The 24,887-nt window shown below is 47.3% G+C and carries 19 protein-coding genes, 1 pseudogene and 1 riboswitch; of the genes and pseudogenes, 16 read left to right on the top strand and 4 right to left on the bottom strand.

The window, feature by feature from the left end:
• Positions 1-79: 79 nt before the first annotated feature.
• The 9 genes from BLR73_RS07580 to lgt all read left to right on the top strand — a co-directional run bounded on the left by BLR73_RS07580 (position 80) and on the right by lgt (position 9,637).
• Positions 80-1,444, top strand: a complete 1,365-nt coding sequence (locus tag BLR73_RS07580; protein WP_091860764.1) for a sodium-dependent transporter — start codon at positions 80-82, stop codon at positions 1,442-1,444.
• Positions 1,445-2,797 (top strand): sodium-dependent transporter, encoded by a 1,353-nt coding sequence (locus BLR73_RS07575; protein WP_091860761.1) that lies wholly within the window; start codon positions 1,445-1,447, stop codon positions 2,795-2,797.
• The gene (locus tag BLR73_RS07570) at positions 2,794-3,678 is read left to right on the top strand and encodes a ComEA family DNA-binding protein (RefSeq protein ID WP_091860759.1); all 885 of its coding nucleotides are present in this window, start codon (positions 2,794-2,796) and stop codon (positions 3,676-3,678) included. The genes BLR73_RS07575 and BLR73_RS07570 overlap by 4 nt, the downstream gene beginning before the upstream one ends.
• An 82-nt stretch (positions 3,679-3,760) precedes the next feature.
• Positions 3,761-3,946 carry a Sec-independent protein translocase subunit TatA/TatB gene (locus tag BLR73_RS07565; protein WP_013063539.1) on the top strand — a complete coding sequence of 62 codons (186 nt, stop codon included), beginning with the start codon at positions 3,761-3,763 and terminating at the stop codon, positions 3,944-3,946.
• Entirely contained in the window at positions 3,939-4,685 is a 747-nt protein-coding gene (gene tatC / locus BLR73_RS07560) for a twin-arginine translocase subunit TatC (protein ID WP_233456380.1), read from the top strand. Before BLR73_RS07565 ends, tatC begins: the two co-directional genes overlap by 8 nt.
• Before the next feature lie 23 nt (positions 4,686-4,708).
• On the top strand, positions 4,709-6,193 hold the full coding sequence (locus BLR73_RS07555; RefSeq protein ID WP_091860756.1) for a 4Fe-4S binding protein: 1,485 nt from the start codon (positions 4,709-4,711) through the stop codon (positions 6,191-6,193).
• Between the two features lie 12 nt (positions 6,194-6,205).
• Positions 6,206-7,612 (top strand): aldo/keto reductase, encoded by a 1,407-nt coding sequence (locus BLR73_RS07550; RefSeq protein ID WP_013063422.1) that lies wholly within the window; start codon positions 6,206-6,208, stop codon positions 7,610-7,612.
• A 73-nt stretch (positions 7,613-7,685) separates the two neighbouring features.
• Complete coding sequence (gene ychF / locus BLR73_RS07545; protein ID WP_013064510.1) at positions 7,686-8,786, top strand: redox-regulated ATPase YchF; 1,101 nt, start codon at positions 7,686-7,688, stop codon at positions 8,784-8,786.
• On the top strand, positions 8,783-9,637 hold the full coding sequence (lgt, locus tag BLR73_RS07540; protein WP_013063963.1) for a prolipoprotein diacylglyceryl transferase: 855 nt from the start codon (positions 8,783-8,785) through the stop codon (positions 9,635-9,637). Before ychF ends, lgt begins: the two co-directional genes overlap by 4 nt.
• A gap of 97 nt (positions 9,638-9,734) precedes the next feature.
• Here the strand turns inward: lgt and mutS are convergent, their stop codons facing one another.
• On the bottom strand, positions 9,735-12,359 hold the full coding sequence (gene mutS, locus BLR73_RS07535; protein WP_091860754.1) for a DNA mismatch repair protein MutS: 2,625 nt from the start codon (positions 12,357-12,359) through the stop codon (positions 9,735-9,737).
• 112 nt (positions 12,360-12,471) lie between these two features.
• On the opposite strand from mutS, the gene BLR73_RS07530 reads away from it, so the two are divergent.
• The 6 genes from BLR73_RS07530 (at position 12,472) to BLR73_RS07505 (ending at position 20,036) form a co-directional block, all read left to right on the top strand.
• Positions 12,472-13,431 (top strand): S66 peptidase family protein, encoded by a 960-nt coding sequence (locus BLR73_RS07530; RefSeq protein ID WP_176763649.1) that lies wholly within the window; start codon positions 12,472-12,474, stop codon positions 13,429-13,431.
• Between the two features lie 153 nt (positions 13,432-13,584).
• Positions 13,585-13,803, top strand: a riboswitch (cobalamin riboswitch).
• A gap of 43 nt (positions 13,804-13,846) precedes the next feature.
• The gene (locus BLR73_RS07525) at positions 13,847-15,859 is read left to right on the top strand and encodes a TonB-dependent receptor (RefSeq protein WP_369821144.1); all 2,013 of its coding nucleotides are present in this window, start codon (positions 13,847-13,849) and stop codon (positions 15,857-15,859) included.
• Positions 15,856-17,022, top strand: coding sequence for a YncE family protein (locus BLR73_RS07520; RefSeq protein ID WP_176763648.1), 1,167 nt, complete (start codon positions 15,856-15,858; stop codon positions 17,020-17,022). Before BLR73_RS07525 ends, BLR73_RS07520 begins: the two co-directional genes overlap by 4 nt.
• On the top strand, positions 17,019-18,137 hold the full coding sequence (locus BLR73_RS07515) for a hypothetical protein (RefSeq protein ID WP_091860746.1): 1,119 nt from the start codon (positions 17,019-17,021) through the stop codon (positions 18,135-18,137). The genes BLR73_RS07520 and BLR73_RS07515 overlap by 4 nt, the downstream gene beginning before the upstream one ends.
• 31 nt (positions 18,138-18,168) lie before the next feature.
• Positions 18,169-18,912 (top strand): DUF4465 domain-containing protein, encoded by a 744-nt coding sequence (locus BLR73_RS07510; protein ID WP_091860743.1) that lies wholly within the window; start codon positions 18,169-18,171, stop codon positions 18,910-18,912.
• Positions 18,912-20,036, top strand: coding sequence for an ABC transporter substrate-binding protein (locus tag BLR73_RS07505; protein ID WP_013065243.1), 1,125 nt, complete (start codon positions 18,912-18,914; stop codon positions 20,034-20,036). The genes BLR73_RS07510 and BLR73_RS07505 overlap by 1 nt, the downstream gene beginning before the upstream one ends.
• Here the strand turns inward: BLR73_RS07505 and BLR73_RS07500 are convergent.
• The 3 genes and pseudogenes from BLR73_RS07500 to BLR73_RS07490 form a co-directional block, all read right to left on the bottom strand.
• Positions 20,026-21,060, bottom strand: a complete 1,035-nt coding sequence (locus BLR73_RS07500; protein WP_091860740.1) for a pyridoxal phosphate-dependent aminotransferase — start codon at positions 21,058-21,060, stop codon at positions 20,026-20,028. The two genes, BLR73_RS07505 and BLR73_RS07500, sit on opposite strands and share 11 nt — an antisense overlap.
• Positions 21,061-21,081: 21 nt before the next feature.
• Positions 21,082-21,873: pseudogene (locus tag BLR73_RS07495) on the bottom strand (ABC transporter ATP-binding protein); the annotation flags it as partial.
• 72 nt (positions 21,874-21,945) lie between these two features.
• The gene (locus tag BLR73_RS07490) at positions 21,946-22,521 is read right to left on the bottom strand and encodes a manganese efflux pump MntP (RefSeq protein WP_091860735.1); all 576 of its coding nucleotides are present in this window, start codon (positions 22,519-22,521) and stop codon (positions 21,946-21,948) included.
• A 118-nt stretch (positions 22,522-22,639) separates the two neighbouring features.
• On the opposite strand from BLR73_RS07490, the gene BLR73_RS07485 reads away from it, so the two are divergent.
• Entirely contained in the window at positions 22,640-24,823 is a 2,184-nt protein-coding gene (locus BLR73_RS07485) for an alpha-galactosidase (protein ID WP_033150590.1), read from the top strand.
• Positions 24,824-24,887: the final 64 nt, after the last annotated feature.

Genomic DNA, 24,887 nt, shown 5'->3' with positions numbered 1-24,887 from the left:
AACTCATATTTACTTGCAATTTAGGTGCAAAATTAAGAAATTATTTATACTTTTGCAATCAAAATTTAAAAAAGTTGATATGACAAAACTTGAAAGGGCAAGTTTCGGTAGTAAATTAGGTGTAATTCTGGCCACAGCAGGTTCGGCTGTTGGCTTAGGCAATATATGGCGCTTTCCGTATATGACAGGACAGAATGGTGGCGCCATTTTCATTATTATCTATGTGTTCTGTATCCTGTTGTTGGGCATTCCATGTATGATAAGCGAGTTTATTATTGGTCGTCATGGTCAGGCAAACACAGCTCGCGCATTCCGCATCATGTCGGGCGATACCATCTGGTCGCTCATTGGTTATATGGGGGTGCTTACAGGTTTTCTTATCTCAGGCTATTATGCTGTGGTATCCGGCTGGTGCCTCGAGTACGTATGGGCCTCGCTTTCAGGCAAACTCTTAGGCAATCCCGACTATATCCAATCGTACTTCGTCACGTTCTCGCAGGATCCTATCAAGCCTGTATTCTGGACGTTTATCATTCTGCTGGCCACCTATATTATTATAGAGAATGGTGTACGCAACGGTATTGAGAAGGCATCAAAGCTTATGATGCCCATATTGTTTATACTGTTGCTCATCATTGTTGTAGCATCGTGCATGCTGCCAAATGCCGAAAAGGGTATCGAGTTCTTATTTAAGCCCGATATTTCGAAACTAAACAGCGATGTATTCCTGGCAGCCTTAGGCCAGTCGTTCTACTCGCTGAGTATTGCAATGGGATGTATCTGCACCTATGCCAGCTACTATTCTAAGCAAACCAATCTCACGGCTTCGGCAGTTAACATCAGCGTCATCGATTTCATGGTAGCCTTGTTGGCCGGACTGATTATCTTCCCTGCAGCCTTCTCTGTAGGAGTTAATCCCGATAGTGGTCCTTCGCTCATATTTATCACGTTGCCTAACGTATTCCACCAAGCATTTGGAAATATTGCAAGTTTAGGATACATTATTTCAGTACTGTTTTATACCTTACTCTCGATGGCAGCACTTACATCACTCATGTCGTTGCACGAAGTAAGCACAGCATTCCTTGAGGAGGAGCTTGGCACCACCCGCAAACGTGCGGCTATGTTTGTAACTATCGGCAGCATTCTGGTTGGTACCGTCTGCTCATTGTCGCTCGGTCCTTGGCAGGACTTTAAATTGTTCGACATGACCATCTTCGACCTCTTCGACTTTGTAACTGGTCAGTTGTTCCTGCCTATCGTGGGCTTCCTTACCTGTATCTTTATCGGCTGGTATGTGCCACATAAGATTGTACGCGATGAGTTTACCAATATGGGCACCCTGCGCAATGAACATCTGTTTCATAGCTACATCTTCCTGGTAAAGTATGTGTGTCCTATCTGCATACTGTTTATATTCCTTCACCAATTCGGACTATTGTAAATGGAGAACAGAGGTACATTTGGCAGCAAACTGGCCATTATCCTGACTACAGCAGGATCGGCCGTAGGATTAGGAAACATCTGGCGCTTCCCATTCATGACGGGTCAGAATGGCGGTGCCGCTTTCATACTTATCTACCTGGGATGTGTGCTGATATTAGGCATTCCAGGTATGATCAGCGAATTTGTAGTTGGCCGTTACTCACAATCCAACGCTGCCAGAGCTTATGGCAACGTAGGATTCAAGCACGCCAAATATATAGGCTACTTAGGCATTCTTACATCCACCATCATCCTTGGCTTCTATGCCGTTGTGGCTGGCTGGTGCTTGCAATACCTGTATGCCTCGATAACTGGTAAGCTGATTGGTGATACCAGCTACATCATCGAATACTTTAAAAACTTCTCGAGCGACCCCATCCGTCCCTGCTTGTGGGGTGTTGGCTTTGTACTGATTACACACTATGTAGTGGCCAAAGGCGTAAACGATGGTATAGAACGAGCATCCAAGTTGCTCATGCCGCTTTTGCTCATACTGCTGGTTATCATTGTTATCGCATCGTGCCTGCTTCCAGGTGCTTCAAAAGGTATAGAATTCCTGCTGAAACCTGATTTCTCGAAGGTAAGCAGCAATGTATTCCTCGAGGCTTTAGGCCAGGCTTTCTTCTCATTAAGCTTGGGTACCGCTTGTTTGTGTACTTACGCTTCGTATTTTAAAAAAGATACCAACCTTGTTAAATCAGCTACTCAGATAGCCTTACTCGACTCGATGATAGCCATCTTAGCAGGTTTGATGATATTCCCAGCCGCCTTCTCGGTTGGCGTACAGCCCGATAGCGGTCCATCGCTCATATTCATTACACTGCCTAATGTGTTCCGTCAGGCGTTTGTAGGCATGCCTATCATTGGATTCGTTATCGCCATCCTGTTTTATGCCCTGCTGGTGTTTGCAGCCTTAACATCTACCATCTCTATGCACGAGATTGGTACAGCATTCTTCCACGAAGAGTTGCATCTGCCAAGAAACAAGGCCGCGTGGATACTGACTACCGTTTGTGGACTGATAGCCATATTCTGCTCGCTATCCGTAGGAGCCTACAGTCAGATACAGGTATTCGGTATGTCGCTGATGGACTTCTGCGACTCGCTTACAGCGCAAATCATGCTACCCACTGGCGCCTTCTTTACCAGCATACTTATCGGATGGTTTGTTGAGCGCAAACTGGTACTCAATGAGTTTACAAACAACGGTTCGCTAAAGGCCACCTTTTTTAGCGCCTATCTGTTCTCTGTTAAGTTCATTGTTCCTCTCTGTATTCTATTAATATTCCTGCATCAGTTCCATATTATATGATACGCGAATTCTTTTATCTGCAAAAGTCCGACCGTAAAGTTATACTCTCGCTGTTAGTAGTCATCGTATCGGTATTCACCATGATATGTCTGACTGGTGGAAATGATACATCGACAACCACCACACAAAAGAATTCGCCCCGTTCAGCTGCCCGCAAAAACCATTACTATGCCAGCAGCCCTAAGAAGGTAGAACGATTCGCCTTCGACCCTAATACAGCTGATAGCACCCAACTGCTGCGTTTAGGATTGCAACCTTGGCAGGTACGCAACATCTATAAATATCGCGCTGCGGGTGGCATTTATCGCCAGCCTATCGATTTTGCCAAGCTTTATGGACTAACCGTTAAGCAATATCGCGAACTGGAGCCTTACATCCGCATCTCCAGCGATTACCTGCCAGCATCTACGCTGGTAAAAGAACGGGCAAGCTATAGTCCGAAAGCAACCAAGGATACAGTAGTTGTCTATCAGCGCCCCACGAAGATAAAGGCTACAGAACATATAGTGCTGAATACTGCCGATAGCACAGCGCTGACAACCATTCCTGGTATCGGTCCTTACTACGCTCGCCGAATTATACAATACGGCAATAGGTTAGGAGGTTACGTGAGTGTAGAACAACTCGATGAAATCGACGATTTCCCGACAGAAGCCAAGCAATTTCTGGTGATAAACAACCCTGCACCTAAGAAACTGAACATCAACCAATTATCGCTTAACGAACTAAGACGCCATCCATACATCAACTTTTATATGGCTAAAGCCATCACCGATTATCGCCGTCTGCATGGCACCATCACATCACTAAACGAACTACGACTTATTAAAGACTTTACACCCGAAGTTATTAAGCGCCTTACGCCCTATGTTGCGTACTGATATGTTAATAAATCATAGCGAATGATAGCTGATTCGTGGAAAAGTTGTATATTTGCAAAATAAACTAAAAAACTTTTGAAAGATGTTTGGATTAGGATTCCAGGAAATACTGGTTATTGCACTGATAGTATTGCTGTTCTTTGGCGGCAAGAAGATTCCTGAACTGATGCGTGGCCTGGGTAAAGGCGTAAAAAGCTTCAAGGAGGGAATGAACGAGGTTACAGACTTGAAAGAAGAGGTAGAAAAGGACGAGAAGAAGGATGCGTGATACACCCACAATGACGTTCTGGGATCATCTCGACGAACTGCGTGGGGTGATAGTCAGAGTGTTGGTGGTAACAGTCATTGGAGCATCAGTTGCCTTCTGCTTAAAGGACGAAGTCTTTGCCATCGTACTGGCACCACGCTCCAGCGATTTCATCACCTACCAACTATTGGGCGTAGAACCATTCTGTGTTCATCTGATGAACATCGGACTTACAGAACAGTTCATGGTTCACCTTAAAACAGCCTTCTATGCAGGCGTTCTGGTGGCTTCGCCTTATATCATCTACCAACTCTTCCGCTTTGTATCGCCAGCGCTCTATGACAACGAAAGGAAATACGCCACACTGCTCTGCTTTAGCGGCTACCTGATGTTTATGCTGGGCACAGCACTCAACTATCTGCTGATATTCCCGCTTACCGTCAAGTTCCTTGGCACTTATCAGGTTAGTCCCGATGTAGCAAATATGCTCACATTGCAATCGTACATGGATACGTTGCTGATGATGAACCTGGTGATGGGTATTTTGTTCGAACTGCCTGTAGTAAGCTGGCTGTTAGGCAAGATGGGACTGATTAATGCTGCGATGATGCAGAGCATACGCCGGCATGCTGTAGTAGCGATACTGGTTGTAGCAGCGATTATCACCCCCACTACCGATGCCTTTACGCTCATTGTGGTAGCATTGCCCATCTGGCTGCTCTACGAACTGAGCATCGTAATAGTAAGAATAACCGAATAGATAAATACTTATATAATAGACTTATGCTTCGTAAAATCAGAACCATCCTTGCAGCGGTGATGTTTGTACTGATCACCCTGCTGTTCCTCGACTTTACAGGAACGTTGCACCATTGGCTTTCATGGTGTGCCAAGATTCAGTTCTTGCCCGCAGTGATGGCACTCAATGTGGTAGTGGTAGCGGCATTTTTGATTATTACACTTATTTGTGGCCGCACTTACTGCTCCATCATCTGTCCTATGGGCGTATTTCAGGACATACTAGCCCGACTGAACAGAAAAAAGAACAAATACAGCTATTCGAAAGAGGTTCGCTGGTTGCGTTACCCAGTACTTGTGGTATTTATCATTGCAGGTGTAGCTGGCATCGGCTCTATATTCCAGTTGTTAGCTCCTTATAGCAGCTACGGACGTATCGCCACCATGATATTCCAGCCCGTTTGGAAGATGGGCAACAACATCTTAGCCGAACTGGCTGAGCGCGCCGATAGCTATGCTTTCTACAGCGTTGATACATGGATGCGCTCAATGCCTGTATTCGTGATTGCTGCTGTTACCCTGGTAGTAATATTTATCTTGGCTTGGCGAGGCGGACGTACCTATTGCAACACCATCTGCCCAGTAGGTACCATCCTGTCTTTCTTTGCCCGTTTCTCATGGCTTAAAATCCGATTCGACGAAGATAAGTGCAAGAACTGCTCACTCTGTTCAAAGAACTGCAAAGCATCTTGTATCGATTTTAAGACACACAGTATCGACTATACCCGTTGCGTGGTTTGTGGTAACTGTATTGATAGTTGTAAGTTTGGTGCGCTGAAGTACACAGCTGCCGGCCCGTCAAAAAAGACAAATAAAGCTACCGATGCCAACCCCATCAATACCTCAAAGCGCTCGTTCCTGTTGGCAACAGCCTTGGTAACTACAGCCGCTCTGGCTCAGAAAAAGAAAGAGAAGCTGATGGATGGCGGACTGGCAGAACTGGAAGATAAGGTAGCTCCTGAGCGCCAAACACCGCTCACACCTCCAGGTTCGCTCTCGTTCCAGAATCTGGCCACACGATGCACAGGCTGCCAGCTTTGTGTATCAGAGTGCCCCAACCAGGTGTTGCGTCCTAGTAGCGATTTAATGCACCTGATGCAGCCCACCATGTCGTACGAGCACGGCTATTGTCGCCCAGAGTGTACGCGTTGCTCTGAAGTTTGTCCTGCAGGTGCCATCCAGAAGGTTGATAAGGAGGAGAAAACTGCCATCCAAATTGGTCATGCCGTTTGGATTAAGAAGAACTGCGTACCCATTACCGATGGGGTAGAGTGTGGTAACTGTGCCCGCCATTGTCCTTCGGGTGCTATCGAAATGGTTCCACTCGATGAGAACGATGAGGAATCACCAATGGTTCCTGCAATCAACGAGGCTGCATGTATTGGCTGCGGTGCCTGCGAGTATGTTTGTCCGGCTCGTCCATTCTCAGCTATCTATGTTGAGGGACACGAAGTTCACAAGAAGATTTAAGGAGGATAATTTATGGAAAAGAAGAATATAACACGCCGTGCGTTCCTTAAGCTCTTTGGAGCAGGATCAGTAGCTACAGCCGCTACACTTGCAGGATGCAAAAGTGGCAATAAGGCAGGTAGTCAGGCAAAACAAGAATATAGGAACCAGGTTGAACCACCTGTTGGTCAGATGACCTATCGCGTTAACCCAAAGAATAAGGACAAGGTTTCTATTCTGGGCTATGGTATGATGCGCCTGCCATCTAAGGTGGATAACAGCGATGAGTTTGATCAGGACATGATTAACAAGCAAATCGATTATGCCTTGGCTCATGGTCTGAACTACATCGATACATCGCCTGTTTATTGTCAGGGAAAGTCAGAGCGCTGCACAGGTATCGCCCTGAGCCGCCACAAGCGTAGCGAGTACTTTGTGGCCACCAAACTCTCTAACTTCAACCACGACTACTGGTCATTCGAGAAGTCGAAGGAGATGTACCACAACTCTATGAAGGAGCTGCAAGTTGATTACATCGACTACTATCTGCTGCATGCCGTAGGTGGCAGCATGGAGGAGTTTAACGGGCGCTATGTGGATAATGGCATAATGGACTATCTGCTGAAGGAGCGCGAGGCAGGCCGCATTCGTAACCTGGGATTCTCGTTCCACGGTAAGCAGGAAGTGTTCGACGAGGTGCTGGCCCTCGACGAGAAGTACCATTGGGACTTTGTACAGATTGAGCTGAACTATCTGGATTGGGATTATGCCAACGAGATTAGTCAGAGCAACGTAGATGCCAGTTATCTTTATGCCGAGCTGCAAAAGAAAGGCATACCTGCAGTTATTATGGAACCGCTGTTAGGAGGCCGATTGGCTAACCTCCCACAGTATCTGATGACAGAACTGAAGAGTCGCGACCCAGAGCGTAGCGTGGCATCATGGGCTTTCCGCTATGCAGGCACCAACGAGGGTGTACTTACCGTATTGAGCGGTATGACCTATATGGAGCACCTGAAGGATAACCTGCTCTCGTACTGTCCGCTGAAACCACTTACCGAAGAGGAGATGCGATTCCTTGACAAGGATATCGCTCAGAAGATTGTAGGTCTCGAAAACATTCCTTGCAACGATTGTAAGTACTGCATGCCTTGTCCTTACGGTGTGGATATACCAGCCATCTTTGTACACTACAACAAATGTAAGAACGAAGGTTCGCTGCCAATGGGTGTGGGCGATGCTGAGTATCGCAAGCATCGTCGCCAGTATCTCATTTCGCTGGACCGTGTAGTTCCTCGCGATCGCCAGCCTGATCATTGCATCCAGTGCGGCCAGTGTGAGCCTCATTGTCCACAAAGCATTCGCATTCCACGCGAACTGGCAAAGATTGATGAGATGATTGAGAGCTTGAAGCGCAACCCAGAGGGCCCAGAAGTATAAAAAGTGTAGAAAATTTGGTTAATTGCCTAATTTGCAGTACCTTTGCACCCGAAATAAACGTTTATAGAAGAAAATGGCATTAAAATGTGGTATTGTAGGACTGCCAAATGTGGGCAAGTCTACCTTGTTTAATTGTCTGTCGAGTGCCAAAGCTCAGGCAGCAAACTTCCCTTTTTGTACAATCGAACCCAATGTGGGTGTAATCACTGTACCTGATGAAAGACTGACCAAACTCGCTGAGTTGGTTCACCCAGGACGTATCGTTCCTGCTACCTGCGAGATTGTAGATATTGCTGGTCTCGTAAAAGGCGCCTCTAAGGGCGAAGGATTAGGCAATAAATTCCTTGGAAATATCCGCGAAACCGATGCTATCATCCACGTGCTGCGTTGTTTCGAGGATGAGAATATCACTCACGTTGATGGCACTATCGACCCTATCCGCGATAAGGAGATTATCGATACAGAGCTTCAGCTGAAGGACCTTGAGACTATCGAGAGCCGCTTGGCTAAGACCGAGAAGGCCGCAGCTGCTGGTAATAAGGACGCTAAGATCGAGGCTACCGTACTGCACGCTTATAAAGAGGTGCTGGAGCAGGGTAAGAATGCCCGTATCGTAGAGTTCGAAAGCAAGGACGAGCAGGATTGCGCTCGCAATCTGTTCCTGCTCACTTCAAAGCCTGTGCTTTACGTTTGTAACGTAGGCGAGACTGATGCTAAATCAGGTAATGCCTTTACCAAGAAGGTAGAGGAGCTGGCAAAGGAAGAGGGCGCAGAAACCATGGTGATTGCCGCTAAGACCGAAGAGGATATCGCTGAACTGGAGAGCTACGAGGACAAGCAGATGTTCTTGGAAGAGCTGGGCTTGGAAGAGAGTGGTGTAAACCGCCTGATTAAGAAGGCTTATGCGCTGCTGAACCTCGAAACCTTTATCACCGCTGGTGAGATGGAGGTGAAGGCCTGGACCTACAAGAAGGGCTGGAAGGCTCCACAGTGTGCTGGTGTGATTCACACCGACTTTGAGAAGGGCTTTATCCGTGCCGAAGTAATCAAGTACGACGACTATATCCAGTATGGCTCTGAGGCAGCTGTACGCGAGGCTGGTAAGCTGGCCGTTGAGGGTAAGGAGTACGTAGTACAGGATGGCGACATTATGCATTTCCGCTTTAACGTATGATGAATCTACTCAACTATATCCTTTGGGATCCAAATCTGGTTGCATTTAAACTGGGCCCTTTTTCAATTCGCTGGTACGGACTGATGTGGGTCATCGGATTGGTTGTGGCCTACCTCTTGGTTCAGCGCCTCTACAAGGAGCAGAAGATTAAGGACGAATATTTTGATCCGCTCGCATTCTACTGTTTCTTCGGCATCCTGATTGGTGCTCGTCTGGGCCATTGCTTATTCTACGAGCCCGATTATTTCCTGACTTCAAGCAAGGGAATAATTGAGATGATACTGCCTATCCGTTTTGGCGATGATGGCAGTTGGCTAGGACAAACATTTGGTTTCCACGTCATCGGCTATGCTGGTTTGGCCTCGCATGGCGGAACTTTAGGCTTAATGATTGCCCTCTGGATGTATGTACGCAGAACCAAACTGAGCATCTGGACGGTGCTCGATAATATAGCAATTGCCACAGGTTCTACGGCCTGCTGTATCCGCTTGGGCAACCTGATGAACTCAGAGATTATCGGCAAGATTACCGATGTACCCTGGGCATTCATCTTCGAGAAAGTTGATGCCGTTCCACGCCATCCAGGACAGCTGTACGAGGCCATCGCCTACGCCATCCTGTTTGTCATCATGTGGACTCTGCATAAAAAGAAGCCTGAGAAGATTGGTACTGGCTGGTATTTCGGGTTCTGCCTTACGTATATCTTCACCTTCCGATTCTTCATCGAATACACCAAGGAGGTACAGGAGGCCTTCGAGGCATCGCTTCCCATCGATATGGGACAGATACTCTCTATTCCCTTTATCATATTGGGAACCTACTGCATGATAAAAGCCAAGAAAAAGGCTTAATAAGACATTTCACTGGTTTCAAACATAGAAACTGCCAGTTCCTTGCGAGGAAACTGGCAGTTTCTTTATTGGGAAATAACTGTTTACAGCAAGGAAACTACTTGCCGGAAACAATCTTTTTGATGTCATTCAACTTGTTGAGAGCCTCGATAGGGGTGAGGTTATTCACATCAAGGCCTAGGATCTCGTCGCGAACCTGACAGAGCACTGGGTCATCAAGCTGGAAGAAACTCAACTGCATACCCTCACGCGAACCAGCAATCTCCTTAGTAGGCTTACCGGCAGTGCCTACCTGGGCATTATCGCTCTCCAACTGTTTCAGAATCACGTTGGCGCGCTTCACGATACTGCGAGGCATACCTGCTATCTCAGCTACATGGATACCAAACGAGTGCTCAGAACCACCACGTTCCAATTTACGCAGGAAGATAACCTTGCCATCAACCTCTTTAACTGATACATTGTAGTTCTTGATTCGAGAGAAATTCTTCTCCATCTCGTTCAACTCATGGTAGTGAGTAGCAAACAAGGTGCGAGGATGACCTTTGGCATTCTCGTGCAGATATTCTACAATCGCCCATGCTATCGAGATACCATCGTAAGTACTGGTGCCTCGACCTAACTCGTCGAAGAGTACCAGCGAGCGCGATGACACGTTATTCAGGATGTTCGAAGCCTCAGTCATCTCTACCATAAAGGTTGATTCGCCCAGCGAGATATTATCGCTGGCACCTACACGGGTAAAGATTTTATCTACCAGACCGATTCTAGCGGCCTCTGCGGGCACAAAGCAACCTATCTGGGCCAGCAACACAATCAATGCAGTTTGGCGCAGCAGGGCCGATTTACCAGCCATATTCGGACCAGTGATAATGATAATCTGCTGACGTTCGTTGTCTAACAATATATCGTTGGGCACATAATACTCGCCAAGGGGCAGTTCCTGTTCGATTACAGGATGGCGACCTTGTTTGATATCAATCACCTCCGACGAATCGATTACGGGGCGGATATACTTGTTCTCCTCAGCCGCCTTGGCAAAGCTGAGCAAGCAGTCCAAACGGGCAATGATATTAGCGTTTATCTGAATCTGTGGGATAAACTCCTGCATGCTCATAATCAGATCGTTGAAGAGTTTGCCCTCTAACGACAGAATCTTATCCTCAGCACCCAGAATCTTCTCTTCGTACTCCTTCAGTTCCTGAGTGATATAGCGCTCGGCCTGGGCCAGTGTCTGCTTACGAACCCACTCAGGTGGAACCTGCTCCTTATAGGTATTACGCACCTCAAGATAGTAGCCAAACACGTTGTTATAGCCTATCTTCAAGCTCTGGATACCAGTTTCCTGAGCCTCGCGCTCCTGTATCTTCAGCAGATAATCCTTACCGCTATAGGCTATGCTACGCAACTCGTCGAGTTCGGCATTCACACCGTCGCGAATCACGCCACCCTTTGCAACCAACTGTGGGGGATCGTTCTGAATCTCCTTCTCGATACGGTCGCGCAGCGATTCGCAAAGGTTCAGCTGCTCGCCAATACGGTTCAGCGTTGGGTTCTTGGCATACAAACAAGCCGTTTTAATGGGCTGAATGGCCTGCAGGGCAGTCTTGAGCTGCACCACCTCGCGAGGCGATACTCTTCCAACGGCAGCCTTCGAGATAATACGTTCCAAGTCGCCAATACGATGTATCTGATCGTCGATACACTCACGGAACTCGGGCTCGCGATAGTAATACTCTACCACATCCAGTCGCTCGTTAATGGGCTTTTCATCCTTCAGAGGGAAAACCAGCCAGCGGCGCAGTAATCGGCCTCCCATTGGGCTCACCGTCTTATCAATCACATCAAGCAGTGACTTTCCATCCTCTTGCATGGGGTAAACCAACTCCAAGCTGCGGATGGTGAACTTATCCAGTCGCACGTACTTATCCTCTTCGATACGGGAGATAGAAGTGATATGTCCTATCTGAGTGTGCTGTGTCTGCTCGAGATACTGCAGAATGGCACCTGCGGCAATAACACCCGACTGCAGATGATCTACACCAAAGCCTTTCAGGTTCTTAACGTTAAAATGCTGTAATAGTTTCTGCTTACCTGTCTGATCGGTAAACACCCAATCGTCCAACTGGAACGTAAAGTATTTAGTACCAAAGTTGCGCTCAAAATCCTGTTTGCGATTACGATCGTAAAGCACCTCTTTGGGCGAAAAGTTGCCCAGCAGTTTCTCTACATAATCGGCAGTTCCCTCACCTGTCAGAAACTCACCTGTCGAGATATCAAGAAAAGCCACACCAAAGCTCGACTTACCAAAATGGATAGCCGCCAGGAAGTTGTTCTCCTTGTAATTCAGCACGTTATCGCTCATGGCCACACCAGGTGTAACCAACTCGGTAATGCCACGCTTAACAAGTTTTTTTGTGAGTTTGGGGTCTTCCAGCTGGTCGCAGATGGCCACACGTTTGCCAGCGCGAATCAGCTTAGGCAGATAGGTATCCAAGGCGTGATGAGGAAAACCAGCCATTTCATCGCCTTTGCCACCAGCACCATTACTACGATGTGTTAAGGTGATACCTAATATCTTTGAGGCAGTTATAGCGTCTTCGCAATAGGTTTCATAAAAGTCGCCACACCTGAAAAGCATGACTGCATCTGGGTGTTTCGCCTTCAAATCAAAGAACTGTTTCATCATAGGGGTTAGTTCTTTCCCCGCTGTTTTTGCCATAACTACCTAAATTTTATTCTGAGCGGCAAAGTTACTCCTTTTTTCGCAAACAGCAAAATTTTAGCCTTAAATAATTGTTATGTTCCCGTTTATTTGTATCTTTGCCAGCAAGATGAAGAAACTCGTTATCATATCGCTGATGCTTTGCTGGATGCTGTCGCTTTCAGCCCAATTCCTAAATTCGGGCGACACCATCGCTATAATCTCGCCTTCAAGTGCAACCGATACTGCTACCATTAATGGCGGCATCCGAACCTTAGAGAAGTGGGGCTATCCATGCATCGTGGCGCCCCATGCACTGGCCGATTATCATGGTTTTGCAGGCACTATCGATGAGCGACTTAGCGATTTGCTGTGGGCTTTACGCACACCATCCATCAAGGCCATCATGTGTTCGCGAGGCGGCGATGGAGCTGCCCATCTGCTTTCCCGTATCTCATTAGATACACTCCAGCGGTATCCAAAGATGATTATCGGATTCAGCGATGTGACGGCGTTGCTGTGTGCCCAGGCTAGGGCAGGCGTAATGGGTATTCATGGTTCGATGTGTCATGCATTGAAAACCTACGAGGGCAACGATACCGTGAGTCAGGCTTTACGAGGCATGCTTGCTGGTCATCTGCCCACCTATCGCATTGCTCCCCATCCCTTAAACATAACAGGTAAGGCCGAGGGCATTATCGTTGGTGGTAACATGAGCGTTTTCAACGATCTGGCAGGCTCTGATTTCGATCCGCTGTTTATCGATGGAATCGTACTATTTATTGAAGATACAGGCGAGGGCATGAGTAAGGTCGACCGCATGCTGCATAACATCGAGATACGTGGCTTACAGAAACACATCCGAGGCGTTATTGTTGGGCAGTTCAACAAATACAAACACCCCGAAAACGGTTTCGACGACATGTACGCCCTGCTCAACGAGTACCTACAGCATTGGCACATCCCCGTATGCTACAACTTTCCTGTAGGTCATGCCCACCTAAAAAACTTCCCCCTCCTAACAGGCGCCAAAGCCACATTAGAAATAACCTCTGATAAGGTAGTGCTAGATTACAATAATTCCCATTAGAGGAACATTTTGTTCCCACGTTGGGAATGAAACGTTCCCAAACTGGGAATCAAACATTCCCAAGTTGGGAAAAAATATCGTGCTTTAGATGGCAAGGGGGAGCATAAAATCAAAAAACTGAGTAAAACTATTTATTTTGAGAATAATTATTGTATCTTTGCAGCTGTAATCGGTTCTCCTGATGTGGAGATTAATAGGGAATCGGGTGAGAATCCTGAACAGAATCCCGCCGAAAGGCACCTACCCGTGGCCTTTCCTGCTGCTGTAAGTCGTCCTTTATGAGGCGCAAACATGTATGTCACTGAGATTTTTGGGAAGACGTTTGCTGCCAGACGATAAGTCAGAAGACCTGCCGATGAAACTTTAGCCGCTTGCCTATCTCTGGGGTTAGATGGCGATGGCAGAATAAAAGATGATGAATCGAGCATTCACATTGGCAATGGCTTGCGTGTTGGCGATGACAACGGCAGCACAAAGCAAGTTAGATTCCGTGCAGCATGTACGGGAGATAATTGTTGTGTCGAAGCCAGCTATGCGCGAGGTGGTGCCCAGTCAGAAACTGAAGGGCGAACTGCTGGAACAACTGAACACGCACTCTGTGGCCGATGCGTTGCGCTATTTCTCAGGTGTCCAACTAAAGGATTATGGCGGCGTGGGCGGCATTAAAACAGTAAACATCCGCTCGATGGGTACGCATCACTTAGGCATCAGCTACGATGGTGTGCAGTTAGGTAATGCGCAGAACGGACAGATTGACTTGGGCCAGTTCTCACTTGATAACGTAGAGGATATCACACTTTATAACGGCCAGAAGAGTGCCATCTTCCAGCCCGCCAGCGATTTTGGAAACGCCGGTTCTATCTATATCCGTACCAAAGCGCCTGATTTCAAGAAAGGCGAGAATACCCATCTGCGATTTAAAACCCAGTATGGTTCAAGCGATATGTTCCGCTTTTCTACCCTTTGGGAGCAGAAACTGTCATCAACCATCAGCTCATCGGTAAGTGCCGGCTTCTTAACAGCCAGCGGTAAGTATAAGTTCCATTACGAGCGAAAATATCCTAACGGACAAACGGCTTGGGACACAACGGCTGTGCGACAGAACGGCGATATACATGCTGAACGTATCGAAGCAAACCTGTTTGGCCGATTGGAGCAGGGTAGTTGGCAGCTTAAGGGTTATCTATATAACTCAGCCCGAGGCATTCCTGGTGCCATCGTAAACAACGTGTGGCGACGTGGTGAGCGCCAACAGGATTTGAACACCTTTGTACAAGCCGATTATAATAAGAATATAGGCGATGGTTTCAGCACCCGATGGCTGGCCAAGTATGCCTATTACAACACCCACTACGTAAACAAGGATACTACCCAGTTGCCTGTTGACAATCGTTACAAGCAGCAGGAGTTCTATCTTTCTACAGCCAATGTGCTGGAGCTGCTACCCAACTGGAGTGCATCGCTGGCCTACGATTTTAAGTGGAACAAACTGAATGCCGATATCTACAACTTTGCTTACCCCACACGCATCTCTAATCTGGTAAGTTTAGCCACAGCTATCGACTACAAACACCTGAAGGCGCAAGGCTCTATCCTGGCTACCTTTATCCACGACAAAACCCACCGCAGGGGTGAGTTTGCAAGCTTAAACAGCAGTCATTCGCTATCTAAACTCACGCCGGCGCTATTTGTTAACGTGTATCCCTTCCGAGGCACCTTCTTCTCTATGCGAGCCTACGTAAAAAAGAGTTTCCGCATGCCGACCTTCAACGACCTGTATTATACCGATATGGGTAATGCCAACCTGGTGCCCGAGAGCGCCCTGCAGTACGATGCCGGCTTTGCGCTTAACAAGCACTTTGAGCATGGTATCATTCGCCATGCCGAGATGCACTTCGATGCCTATTATAATACAGTACACGATAAAATTGTGGCTTACCCCAAGGGGCAGCAGTTCCGTTGGACGATGCTGAACTTAGGTAAGGTTCACATCAAGGGAATAGATGTTGAGGCCGAGGCCGATTTCAAGATTGGTAAGGATCTGATAGCTACCACTCGTGCCCAGTACACTTATCAGGATGCACGCGATGTTACTGATGCCGAAACCTCGTATTATAAGCATCAGATACCCTACATCCCCTGGCACTCAGGTTCTGCTATTCTGGGTCTTACCTATAAGAACTGGAACCTGAACTACTCGTTTATCTATGCGGGCGAACGCTACGACGAGCAGGAGAACATTATCTATAACCACATGGAACCTTGGTACACCAGCGACCTGAGTCTGGGAGTTTGGTGGAAAGTAAATAGTGTGCTGATGAAAGCGCACTTGGATGTGAACAATCTCTTAGGTCAGGATTACGAGGTAATCGTAAATTACCCCATGCCTGGTCGCAACTATGCACTAACATTAAGCGTTGAGATATGAAGCAGCTAGCGTACTACATATTAACCCTGTTGCTCCTTTCGGCCTGTCGCCAGGATGTGATGATAGTGCCGATGGAGAAAAGCGATCCAGGCGGCAAAACGCAGCAGGGCGATATCATAGGTATGTATCTGCTGAATGAGGGCAACATGGGATCGAACAAGTCGTCGCTCGACTATCTCGATCTGTCAGATTCTACAGCGCACTATTATCGCAATATCTACTCGCAGCGCAACCCTAGTACTGTAATGTCGCTGGGCGATGTGGGTAACGACTGTCAGATATATGGCTCGCGTCTGTGGCTGGTTATCAACTGCTCAAACAAGGTTGAGGTGGCCCGTGCCGATTCGGCTATCAGAATAGGAAAGGTAAACATTCCTAACTGCCGATACGTGACGTTTAACGATCGCTATGCCTACGTGTCATCGTATGTGGGAACGGTTTATGCTTCGAGCAACAGTCCGTTGGGTAGCGTGTATAAGGTAGATACACTCACCTTACAAAAGGTTGACTCTTGTAGTGTAGGCTATCAGCCTGAGGAGATGGCCATTATCGGCAACCAGCTATATGTAGCCAACAGTGGTGGCTATCAAGGTATGACGGGACAGGGTTATGAGAGTACGGTAAGTGTGATAGATATGGCTACCATGCAAGAAACCAGCAAGGTAGAGGTAGCCCCCAACCTGCACCACCTGAAGGCCGATAAGTACAATCAGCTATGGGTAACGGCTCGTGGCGACTATATGACTGAGGCATCAAGCATCTGGTGGCTGGCACCCGACGAAAACGGCCAGATGAAAGTAGGTGGACACATCGATCAGGCTGTAAGCGATCTTTGTATTGTGGGCGATTCGCTCTATTTCTACGGTTCTCAATGGAGCGAGGTGTCGATGAGTAATACCATCACCTATGGTATCATCAACGTAAAAACGCATCAGGTGGTAAGCACCAGTCTGTCGAGTGCACCCGAGATTAGCAAGATACGCATGCCGTATGGCATCATTGTAAACCCCGTCCATCGCGATTTTTATCTGATGGATGCCAAGAACTATGTATCGAGTGGCGAGTTGCTGCACTTCCTGCCCGATGGCACCTTCGACTGGAAGGTAAGCACAGGCGATATACCCGCCCACGCAGCATTTTTATTTAAAACAACAAAAAAATGAAGAAGATATTGTTACTATTAATAGCCGCAATTACCATCGGTAATATCCATGCTCAGCGCATGGACGATGTTACTGTGCACTCCAAATACATCCAGGCGGTAGATGAATATCGCCCTGCCCCAGGACAGTATGTAAACGATGTGCCAGAATACGAAGCTGGCGATACCGAGGCCGATATGATTCGTAAGTGTAACAACAATCTGGCAGGTCTTGGTCCTATCGATTCCCATTTGGTGGCACTTGGTGGCTGGGGCGGTTATATCACGTTCCACTTCGATCATTCTATCGCCAACGTGCCTGGCGAGCGCGACTTTGCCGTATGGGGAAACGCCTATCAAGAAATGAAGAACCTGGTGTTTGGTGGTATGAATGAGGCTGGCGTAGTAATGGTGTCGAAGGATGTAAACGGCAACGGAAAGCCCGACGACCCTTGGTACGAAATCAGCGGCAGTTGCGATGTGGATAGCGCAGGCAAGGTAATTTATGGTTACGAGATAACCTACCGTCAGAACCCCATGGGTGATATTCCCTGGACAGATAACCAAGGTAATAGCGGCACCATCGATCGTAATCACTACCACACCCAGGAGTATTACCCCCAGTGGTTGCCTGATAATCTCACCTTCAAAGGCACCCGACTGCCCGATAATATGCAGAATCTGTCCGATCAGGTAGAGGAATCGTTCAGTCCCTACTATTATGTGCTGGTAGGTTTCCGCTATGGCTATGCCGATAATCTGCCCAACTTTAGCGATAATGCCAATGCCACCTCTTATAATTATGAGGGCTGCGGTATTGATATCTCGTGGGCTGTTGATGAGAACCGTCAGCCTGTAAATCTTGATTTCATCGACTTTGTACGTGTATATACAGGTTTGAATCAGAAATGTCCGCAACCCGAGTGGTGGGGCGAAACCTCTACAGAGTTTGCTGGTGCCGAGGATATCCATCTCGAAGCCTCGCTCCAAGCTATCGAGAATGCTTTAAGCGGCATTCGTGCCATCCAGCAGGAAGCATCTCTATCAAGTCCTTTCTACGACCTGCAGGGTCGAAAGGTTACTCCAACCAAGAAGGGCGTTTATATTCAGAACAAGAAAAAAGTTGTTATTAAATAACCTCTTATTATTCACTTAAAACAAAAAAATTATGAAGACAAACAAAATTTTCGGACTTGCAGTCCTTGCGTGCGGTTTCGCACTGTCGTTCACATCATGTACTAATGATGACAATCCTGTTGGTGGTAAGAGACAGGCTACAGTTTCTTTCGAGAATAAGAAGCTTGGCGCTGATGGCTATTGGAGTGGTGACGAATCTGGTACTAAGTTTGATAATTACGGAGCGGAAGCTTTCGCCTGCCAATATAAGGAAAAGGGGGTAACCTTCCCAGTAAACTACACACCATCATTTGCCAGCTGGACGGGTTTTGCTATCTCTAACCGTACCGCTACTACTTACAAGGATTTGAATCCCGATCAGTTCAATAGCGCAGTCGGCGCCGCAAAGAGTGGCAACAACTACTGTGTAGTTTATACCTTTGGCGAGACTATCGACTTTGGTCGTGCCGTTACCCTGAAGGGCTTCTGGTTTACCAACGAGGCTTGGGCTGTTGATGCTTACCTGAATGGCGATGGTATGACTCCTGGTAAGTTTGAGAAGGACGACTGGTTTAAGTGTATTGTAACTGCAACACTGTCTGATGGATCAACCAAGGATGTTGAGGTATTCCTGGCTAAGGACGGTGAGTATGTAAAGGATTGGCAGTTCTGCGATTTCCAGAGTTTGGAGAAAGTTACCAGCCTGAGCTTTGCATTCGATGGCACAAAGAAAAACGATTGGGGTCCAACAACTCCTACTTACATGTGTATCGACGATATCGAGTTTGAGTATTAATGAGATACATTCAACTATTAATCATAGCAGTATTGCTCACAGCCTGCGGAGGTGCGAAGAAAAACGCACCTCAGCAAGCTGGGGGCGATGCTGTTACCTTTAAATATGCCACACAGATTAGCGTCGAGAAGTTTGATGGCTATACGGTGGCAACTATCAAGAACCCTTGGAAGGAAGGTATGACGCTACACCGTTATGTGCTGATACCTGCCGACCAGGAAATACCCAACCATATTCCCAGCGGTACTATTGTACGCACACCATTAAAACGCGCCGTAATGTTTACCACCGTGCATTGCGCTATGTTGATGGAGTTTGGCAAACAGGATTGCATATCGGGTGTGGCCGACTTGAAGTACATTAAGATACCTTGGATTCAGGAGCAGGTGGCCAAAGGCAAGATAAGCGATGTGGGCGATGGTATGAGTCCTGTTATCGAGAAAATTATCGACGAACATCCTGATGCCCTATTCCTGTCGCCTTTCGAAAACAGCGGTGGTTATGGTAAACTCGAAGAGATTAACATCCCCATCATAGAATGTGCCGACTATATGGAGGCCTCGCCTTTGGCACGTGCCGAGTGGCTGCGTTTCTATGGCATGCTGTTTGGTTGCGAAGAGCGCGCCGATATGCTATTTCAGAGTGTAGATAACAACTACCACCAGCTTAAGGCATTGGCAGCAAAGGCTAAAACAAAGCCATCGGTAGTGGTTGATAAGGTAACAGGTAGCGTATGGTATGTGCCTGGTGGCAAAAGCACCATTGGCCAGATGATTAGGGATGCCAACGCCCAATATGCATGGGCCGATGATGAACACAGCGGTTCTATCTCACTGCCTTTCGAAACGGTTCTGGAGCGTGCTGGCGATGCTGATGTGTGGCTTTTCAGATATAGTGGCGATCACGATATTACCTATGATGAGCTGCTGAGCGAACATCATGGTTACAATCAGTTTAAAGCGTTTAAGAACCAAACGGCTTATGGTTGTGATGTAGAGCGTTCGTTGTTCTACGAGGAGTCGCCTTTCCACCCTGAAAGACTATTGAGCGATTTTATCCATATTCTGCATCCCGAACTGGATACGATGACCTCGATGCGCTATTTTAAAGAGGTTAATCGCTAACCTCGTTCAAGTGGTCAACATACGCCGTGATAGCTTCTACCAACAGGTCGTTTTCCTCGGGCTGTTGGGTAGTTACGCGGAAGTAATTGTTGTCTAATCCGCGAATGTTCGAAGCGTCACGAATCAAAATGCCGTAGTTGTCCATCAGCCATCGTTTCAACTCTATCGCCGTACTGTTATGAATAGATACCAGCATAAAGTTGGTATCTGTCTTCATGACCTTCAATCCGTCGATAGTCGATAAGTTAGCGTGCAGTCGCATCGTTTCCTGAAGATATACTTTCAGGTCGGGAATCATCTGCATGTTGTTCTCAAGCATATATTTGCCTGCCTCGATAGCCAAGGCGTTAATCGTCCAGGGCTGACGTATCTGTTTCAATCTACCTATAATAATAGGCGAGGCCACGATATAACCCAAACGCAGACCTGGTATACAAAACGTCTTAGAGAGCGAGTGAACCAGCATCAGGTTAAACACATCCGTCATTTCCTTGGGCTCCAGCATAGGTGCTAAGGTGTAATCAGCATACGACTGATCGATGACATACAGATAACGTGGATGATTTCGTACGATATGGTTCAGCATACCCTTTACCAGCACGTTGCCAGTAGGGTTGTTAGGGTTACAAATCCAATAGATACGGTCCTTGGGCAGTACATCAAACTCGTCCTTAACGTCGTATGATATAATATGGTTAAACATGCGACAGGCATCCTCGTATTCGCTAAATGTGGGTTGAGGAATGATTGACGACCAACCCTTGTACAGCTGCGCTATCAGATAGATAGCCTCGTTGGCGCCGCTGGTAACCATCACGGTGTTCTCCTTTACACCCAGTTTCTCGGCCAGCAGGCATTCCAAAGTGTGGGCATCGGGCTCAGGATAGTGACCCACCACATCAAAATGCTGCATCAGGTGCTCTTTCAACTCTGTGTAGTCAGCCTGACTATACACATTCGAGCTGAAATTAATCTTCACCTTGTCGCCATAGCGAAACACATCGTCACCGTGCCCGTATATCATAAGCTTAATAGATATTTATACCTGTTTTGTTACTTTTATTGTCATGGTCTTGGGATCGAAAGCTATACCCTCCCGTTCTATAAACCTGCCTAATGCCCCTTGTTCTGCCAGCGCTTTTGGTGAACCAATAGCCACTGCTTCGCCTTGAGTCATCAGCCAGATGGTATCGGCCATCTGCAAGGCCAGTTCCACATCGTGCGTGGATAAGAATATTACTTTGTCGGCCTCGCGACTAATGCGACACAACAGCTGCAACACCTCAACCTTGCTAGGATAATCGAGAAAAGCCGTTGGCTCGTCAAGATAAATCACAGGTGTTTGTTGGGCCAGCGCTTTGGCTATCATTACCTTCTGGCGTTCGCCATCGCTCAGCGTGTGCACCATGCGCTTCTTCAGCGGCTCTACACCCACCATCGCAATAGCCTCGTCAACCACCTGCAGGTCGTCTTTCGAATAGGTGCCCCAGAATCCTGTGTAGGGCGATCTGCCCAGCGATACCAGCTCGCGAACAGTCATATTCCTCACATCAGGCTTTTCGGTCAGCACCACACCTATCAGGCGACTCAGCTGTTTATCGCTGTACTCCGAGAGTTCACGACCTTCCAACAGTATCTCGCCACCTGTTTTGGGTTGGAATGAAGATAGGGTTTTTAGTAGCGTTGATTTGCCTACACCATTAGCGCCCAGCAGACAAGTAAGTTCACCGCTTTTGATGGCACCATCGATGCCCGTAGCCACCGTTTTAATACCGTGTTTTGTCTGGTAGCCAATGCTTAGATTGCGCAGCTCTATAGTTTCGCCCGTCGTCTTCATGGTGCAAAGATAGTAAAAAGTTTGGAAACAGTATCACAATTTGCAAACTTTTTTCTGTTCGCGAGTTTTATCTTATGCAAGCAGGTGTGTAAGTAGTATTTTTATACCAATTACTATCAGTATAATACCGCCTAAAAGTTCTGGCTTTAGCTTGCGAGCTATCGATTTGCCGAACCTTACGCCCAACCTGTAGCCTACAAAACTGAACATGAAAGATACCAGACCGATGATTAAAAGCGGGTAAGCTATCTGTGCAAAGGCACGATAGCCTGTACAAGCAAACGATATTCCGATGGCCAGCGCGTCAATACTTGTAGCAACAGCCAATACTAGCTGGGTACGCAGGTTTTTAGGGTTAAACTGCTGTTCTTCCTCGTCAGAGAACGATTCACGAATCATTTTTCCACCTAAAAATGCCAGCAAGCCGAAGGCTATCCAGTGGTCGATGGCTTCCAATTGCTCACTAAAGTGGTTGGTAGTCAGCCAGCCTATCAGTGGCATCACGGCCTGGAAAAGTCCGAAAAGAAAAGCCATACGCAGAATCATCGCCCACAACCAACGGCGAACGATAACACCGCTCACAATCGAAACCGTGAAGCAATCCATAGCCAATGCAACGGCTAACATCCATATATCCAGCGAGTTCATGATAATATTTTGCTCTTTCTTATACTTTAGCTTGCAAAATAACAACTTTTTTTTGAGATAAACAAATTTTTTATTACCTTTGCGCTCAGATTTTTTAACTAATAACCGATTCAAAAAAATGAAGAAGATTCTTTTTCTAGCGTTCCTTATGGTCTCGGCCTCTACGGCTTGGGCAAAACAGGTTGTTATCCAAACCAAGAACACCACGATGGTGCTTGATGTAGAAACGGGTAAACAACCACAGTATGTGTATTATGGTGCAAAACTAAGCGACTACGATTTGCAGAATCTGCAATCCCCTCGTGACGGACGTATGGATGCTTATCCTGCTTATGGCATGAACTGTCCTGCCGAGGCTGCTGTAGCCATGACCCATGCCGATGGCAATATGTCGACAGAGCTTTTTGCAACAGATGTAACCACACAAGGCTCTGTTACTCAGATTACGTTGAAAGATCCCAAATACCCTGTTCAGGTAGTGCTGTGCTATCAGGCACGTTTCGACGAAGATATGATTGAAACCTGGACAGAAATCAAAAACGGCGAGGCCAAACCCATCACTCTTACGCAATTTGCCTCTTGTTCACTGCCCATCCGTCGCGGAAACGTATGGCTTTCGCACTTTGGCGGTTCGTGGGGCAACGAGGCTCGCTTGATTGAGGAGCCTATCCAGCTTGGACAGAAGGTGATTAAGAATAAGGATGGTGTACGCAATGCACATACCGATCATGCCGAAGTGATGTTCTCGCTCGATGGTAAAGGCCGGGAGAACAGCGGCGATGTGATTGGTGCCGCCCTCTGCTACTCAGGCAACTATCAGCTGAAAGTTGAGACCGATGACACAGAGTACCACTACTTCTTTGCTGGCATCAACCCCGATAACTCGGCCTATCATCTTAAGAAAGGTGAGACATTCACCACGCCAAAGGTGGCATTCAGCTTTTCAAAGTGCGGTCTTTCAGGTGTATCGCGTAATTTCCACAAGTGGGGCCGCAAATATATGCTGGCTCATGGCAATAAAGAGCGCAAGATACTGCTGAACTCTTGGGAGGGTGTTTATTTCGACATCAACCAGCAGGGTATGGACCAGATGATGGGCGATATAGCCTCGATGGGAGGCGAGCTCTTTGTAATGGACGATGGCTGGTTTGGCGTGAAATATCCTCGCAAGACCGACAACTGTGCCCTTGGCGACTGGGAGGTGGATACCAACAAGCTACCCGAGGGTATCGAAGGTCTGCTTCGCGATGCTAAGAAGCACGGCATTAAGTTCGGCATATGGATTGAGCCAGAGATGACCAACTCGGTATCCGAACTCTACGATGCACATCCCGACTGGGTTGTAAAAGCACCAAAACGAGACGTAGTGAAAGGTCGTGGCGGCACGCAGCTGGTACTCGATCTGGCTAACCCTAAGGTGCAGGACTTTGTGTTCTCGATTGTAGATAACCTGATGACTAAATATCCAGAAATCGATTATATCAAGTGGGATGCCAACATGGCCATCATGAATCATGGTTCGCAGTACCTCACCATGAACGATCAGAGTCATCTTTATATCGAATATCATCGTGGTTTCGAGAAGGTTTGCCAGCGTGTTCGTGCTAAGTATCCCAACCTTACCATTCAGGCCTGTGCCTCTGGTGGCGGTCGTGCCAACTGGGGTGTTCTGCCATACTTCGATGAGTTCTGGGTAAGCGATAATACCGATGCCCTGCAGCGTATCTACATGCAGTGGGGTACCAGCTATTTCTTCCCCGCCATCGCAATGGCTTCACACATTTCGGCCACACCTAACCACACCGTTTTCCGCACCACAGCGCTCAAATATCGTGTTGATGTAGCTATGAGTGGTCGCTTGGGTATGGAGATCCAGCCAAAGAATATGACTGACGACGAGAAGGAACTCTGCCGTAAGGCTATCGCCGAGTACAAGCAGATTCGTCCTATCGTACAGTTTGGCGACATCTATCGCTTGGTTTCGCCTTACGATAAGCAGGGATTGGCATCGCTCATGTATGTGGATGAGCAGAAGTCGAAGTCGGTATTCTTCTGGTGGAAAACCGAATCGTTCCAGAACGAGCATCTGCCACGTGTAAAAATGGCTGGTCTCGATGCCTCGAAGAATTATAAGATTCACGAGTTGAACCGTATCGATCTGCGTCCGATGGATGTCGAGGGTAAGGTGTTCAGTGGTGCCTATCTGATGAATCACGGCCTTGAAATGCCTTATCGTAACGAGCCCGAGTGGAGCAAGAAAAACGATTGGAGCAGTCGTGTGTTGTTGCTTGAGGCACAGTAACTTAGGCTAAGAAAAAGGCGCAATATACATTCTTTTCATTAAAATAGGATGTGTATTGCGTTTT

Origin of the sequence: Prevotella sp. khp1, assembly GCF_900102205.1 — a bacterium.
GTDB classification, from domain to species: domain Bacteria; phylum Bacteroidota; class Bacteroidia; order Bacteroidales; family Bacteroidaceae; genus Prevotella; species Prevotella ruminicola.
The sequence above is the reverse complement of the archived record's forward strand: the minus strand, read 5'-3'. Positions and strand labels throughout refer to the sequence as shown.

Bases quoted from the DNA above. Each gene is read 5' to 3' on its own strand.
- BLR73_RS07580 (WP_091860764.1), top strand. From the start codon at position 80: ATGACAAAACTTGAAAGGGCAAGTTTCGGTAGTAAATTAGGTGTAATT.
- BLR73_RS07575 (WP_091860761.1), top strand. From the start codon at position 1,445: ATGGAGAACAGAGGTACATTTGGCAGCAAACTGGCCATTATCCTGACT.
- BLR73_RS07570 (WP_091860759.1), top strand. From the start codon at position 2,794: ATGATACGCGAATTCTTTTATCTGCAAAAGTCCGACCGTAAAGTTATA.
- BLR73_RS07565 (WP_013063539.1), top strand. From the start codon at position 3,761: ATGTTTGGATTAGGATTCCAGGAAATACTGGTTATTGCACTGATAGTA.
- tatC (WP_233456380.1), top strand. From the start codon at position 3,939: ATGCGTGATACACCCACAATGACGTTCTGGGATCATCTCGACGAACTG.
- BLR73_RS07555 (WP_091860756.1), top strand. From the start codon at position 4,709: ATGCTTCGTAAAATCAGAACCATCCTTGCAGCGGTGATGTTTGTACTG.
- BLR73_RS07550 (WP_013063422.1), top strand. From the start codon at position 6,206: ATGGAAAAGAAGAATATAACACGCCGTGCGTTCCTTAAGCTCTTTGGA.
- ychF (WP_013064510.1), top strand. From the start codon at position 7,686: ATGGCATTAAAATGTGGTATTGTAGGACTGCCAAATGTGGGCAAGTCT.
- lgt (WP_013063963.1), top strand. From the start codon at position 8,783: ATGATGAATCTACTCAACTATATCCTTTGGGATCCAAATCTGGTTGCA.
- mutS (WP_091860754.1), bottom strand. From the start codon at position 12,359: ATGGCAAAAACAGCGGGGAAAGAACTAACCCCTATGATGAAACAGTTC.
- BLR73_RS07530 (WP_176763649.1), top strand. From the start codon at position 12,472: ATGAAGAAACTCGTTATCATATCGCTGATGCTTTGCTGGATGCTGTCG.
- BLR73_RS07525 (WP_369821144.1), top strand. From the start codon at position 13,847: ATGAATCGAGCATTCACATTGGCAATGGCTTGCGTGTTGGCGATGACA.
- BLR73_RS07520 (WP_176763648.1), top strand. From the start codon at position 15,856: ATGAAGCAGCTAGCGTACTACATATTAACCCTGTTGCTCCTTTCGGCC.
- BLR73_RS07515 (WP_091860746.1), top strand. From the start codon at position 17,019: ATGAAGAAGATATTGTTACTATTAATAGCCGCAATTACCATCGGTAAT.
- BLR73_RS07510 (WP_091860743.1), top strand. From the start codon at position 18,169: ATGAAGACAAACAAAATTTTCGGACTTGCAGTCCTTGCGTGCGGTTTC.
- BLR73_RS07505 (WP_013065243.1), top strand. From the start codon at position 18,912: ATGAGATACATTCAACTATTAATCATAGCAGTATTGCTCACAGCCTGC.
- BLR73_RS07500 (WP_091860740.1), bottom strand. From the start codon at position 21,060: ATGATATACGGGCACGGTGACGATGTGTTTCGCTATGGCGACAAGGTG.
- BLR73_RS07490 (WP_091860735.1), bottom strand. From the start codon at position 22,521: ATGAACTCGCTGGATATATGGATGTTAGCCGTTGCATTGGCTATGGAT.
- BLR73_RS07485 (WP_033150590.1), top strand. From the start codon at position 22,640: ATGAAGAAGATTCTTTTTCTAGCGTTCCTTATGGTCTCGGCCTCTACG.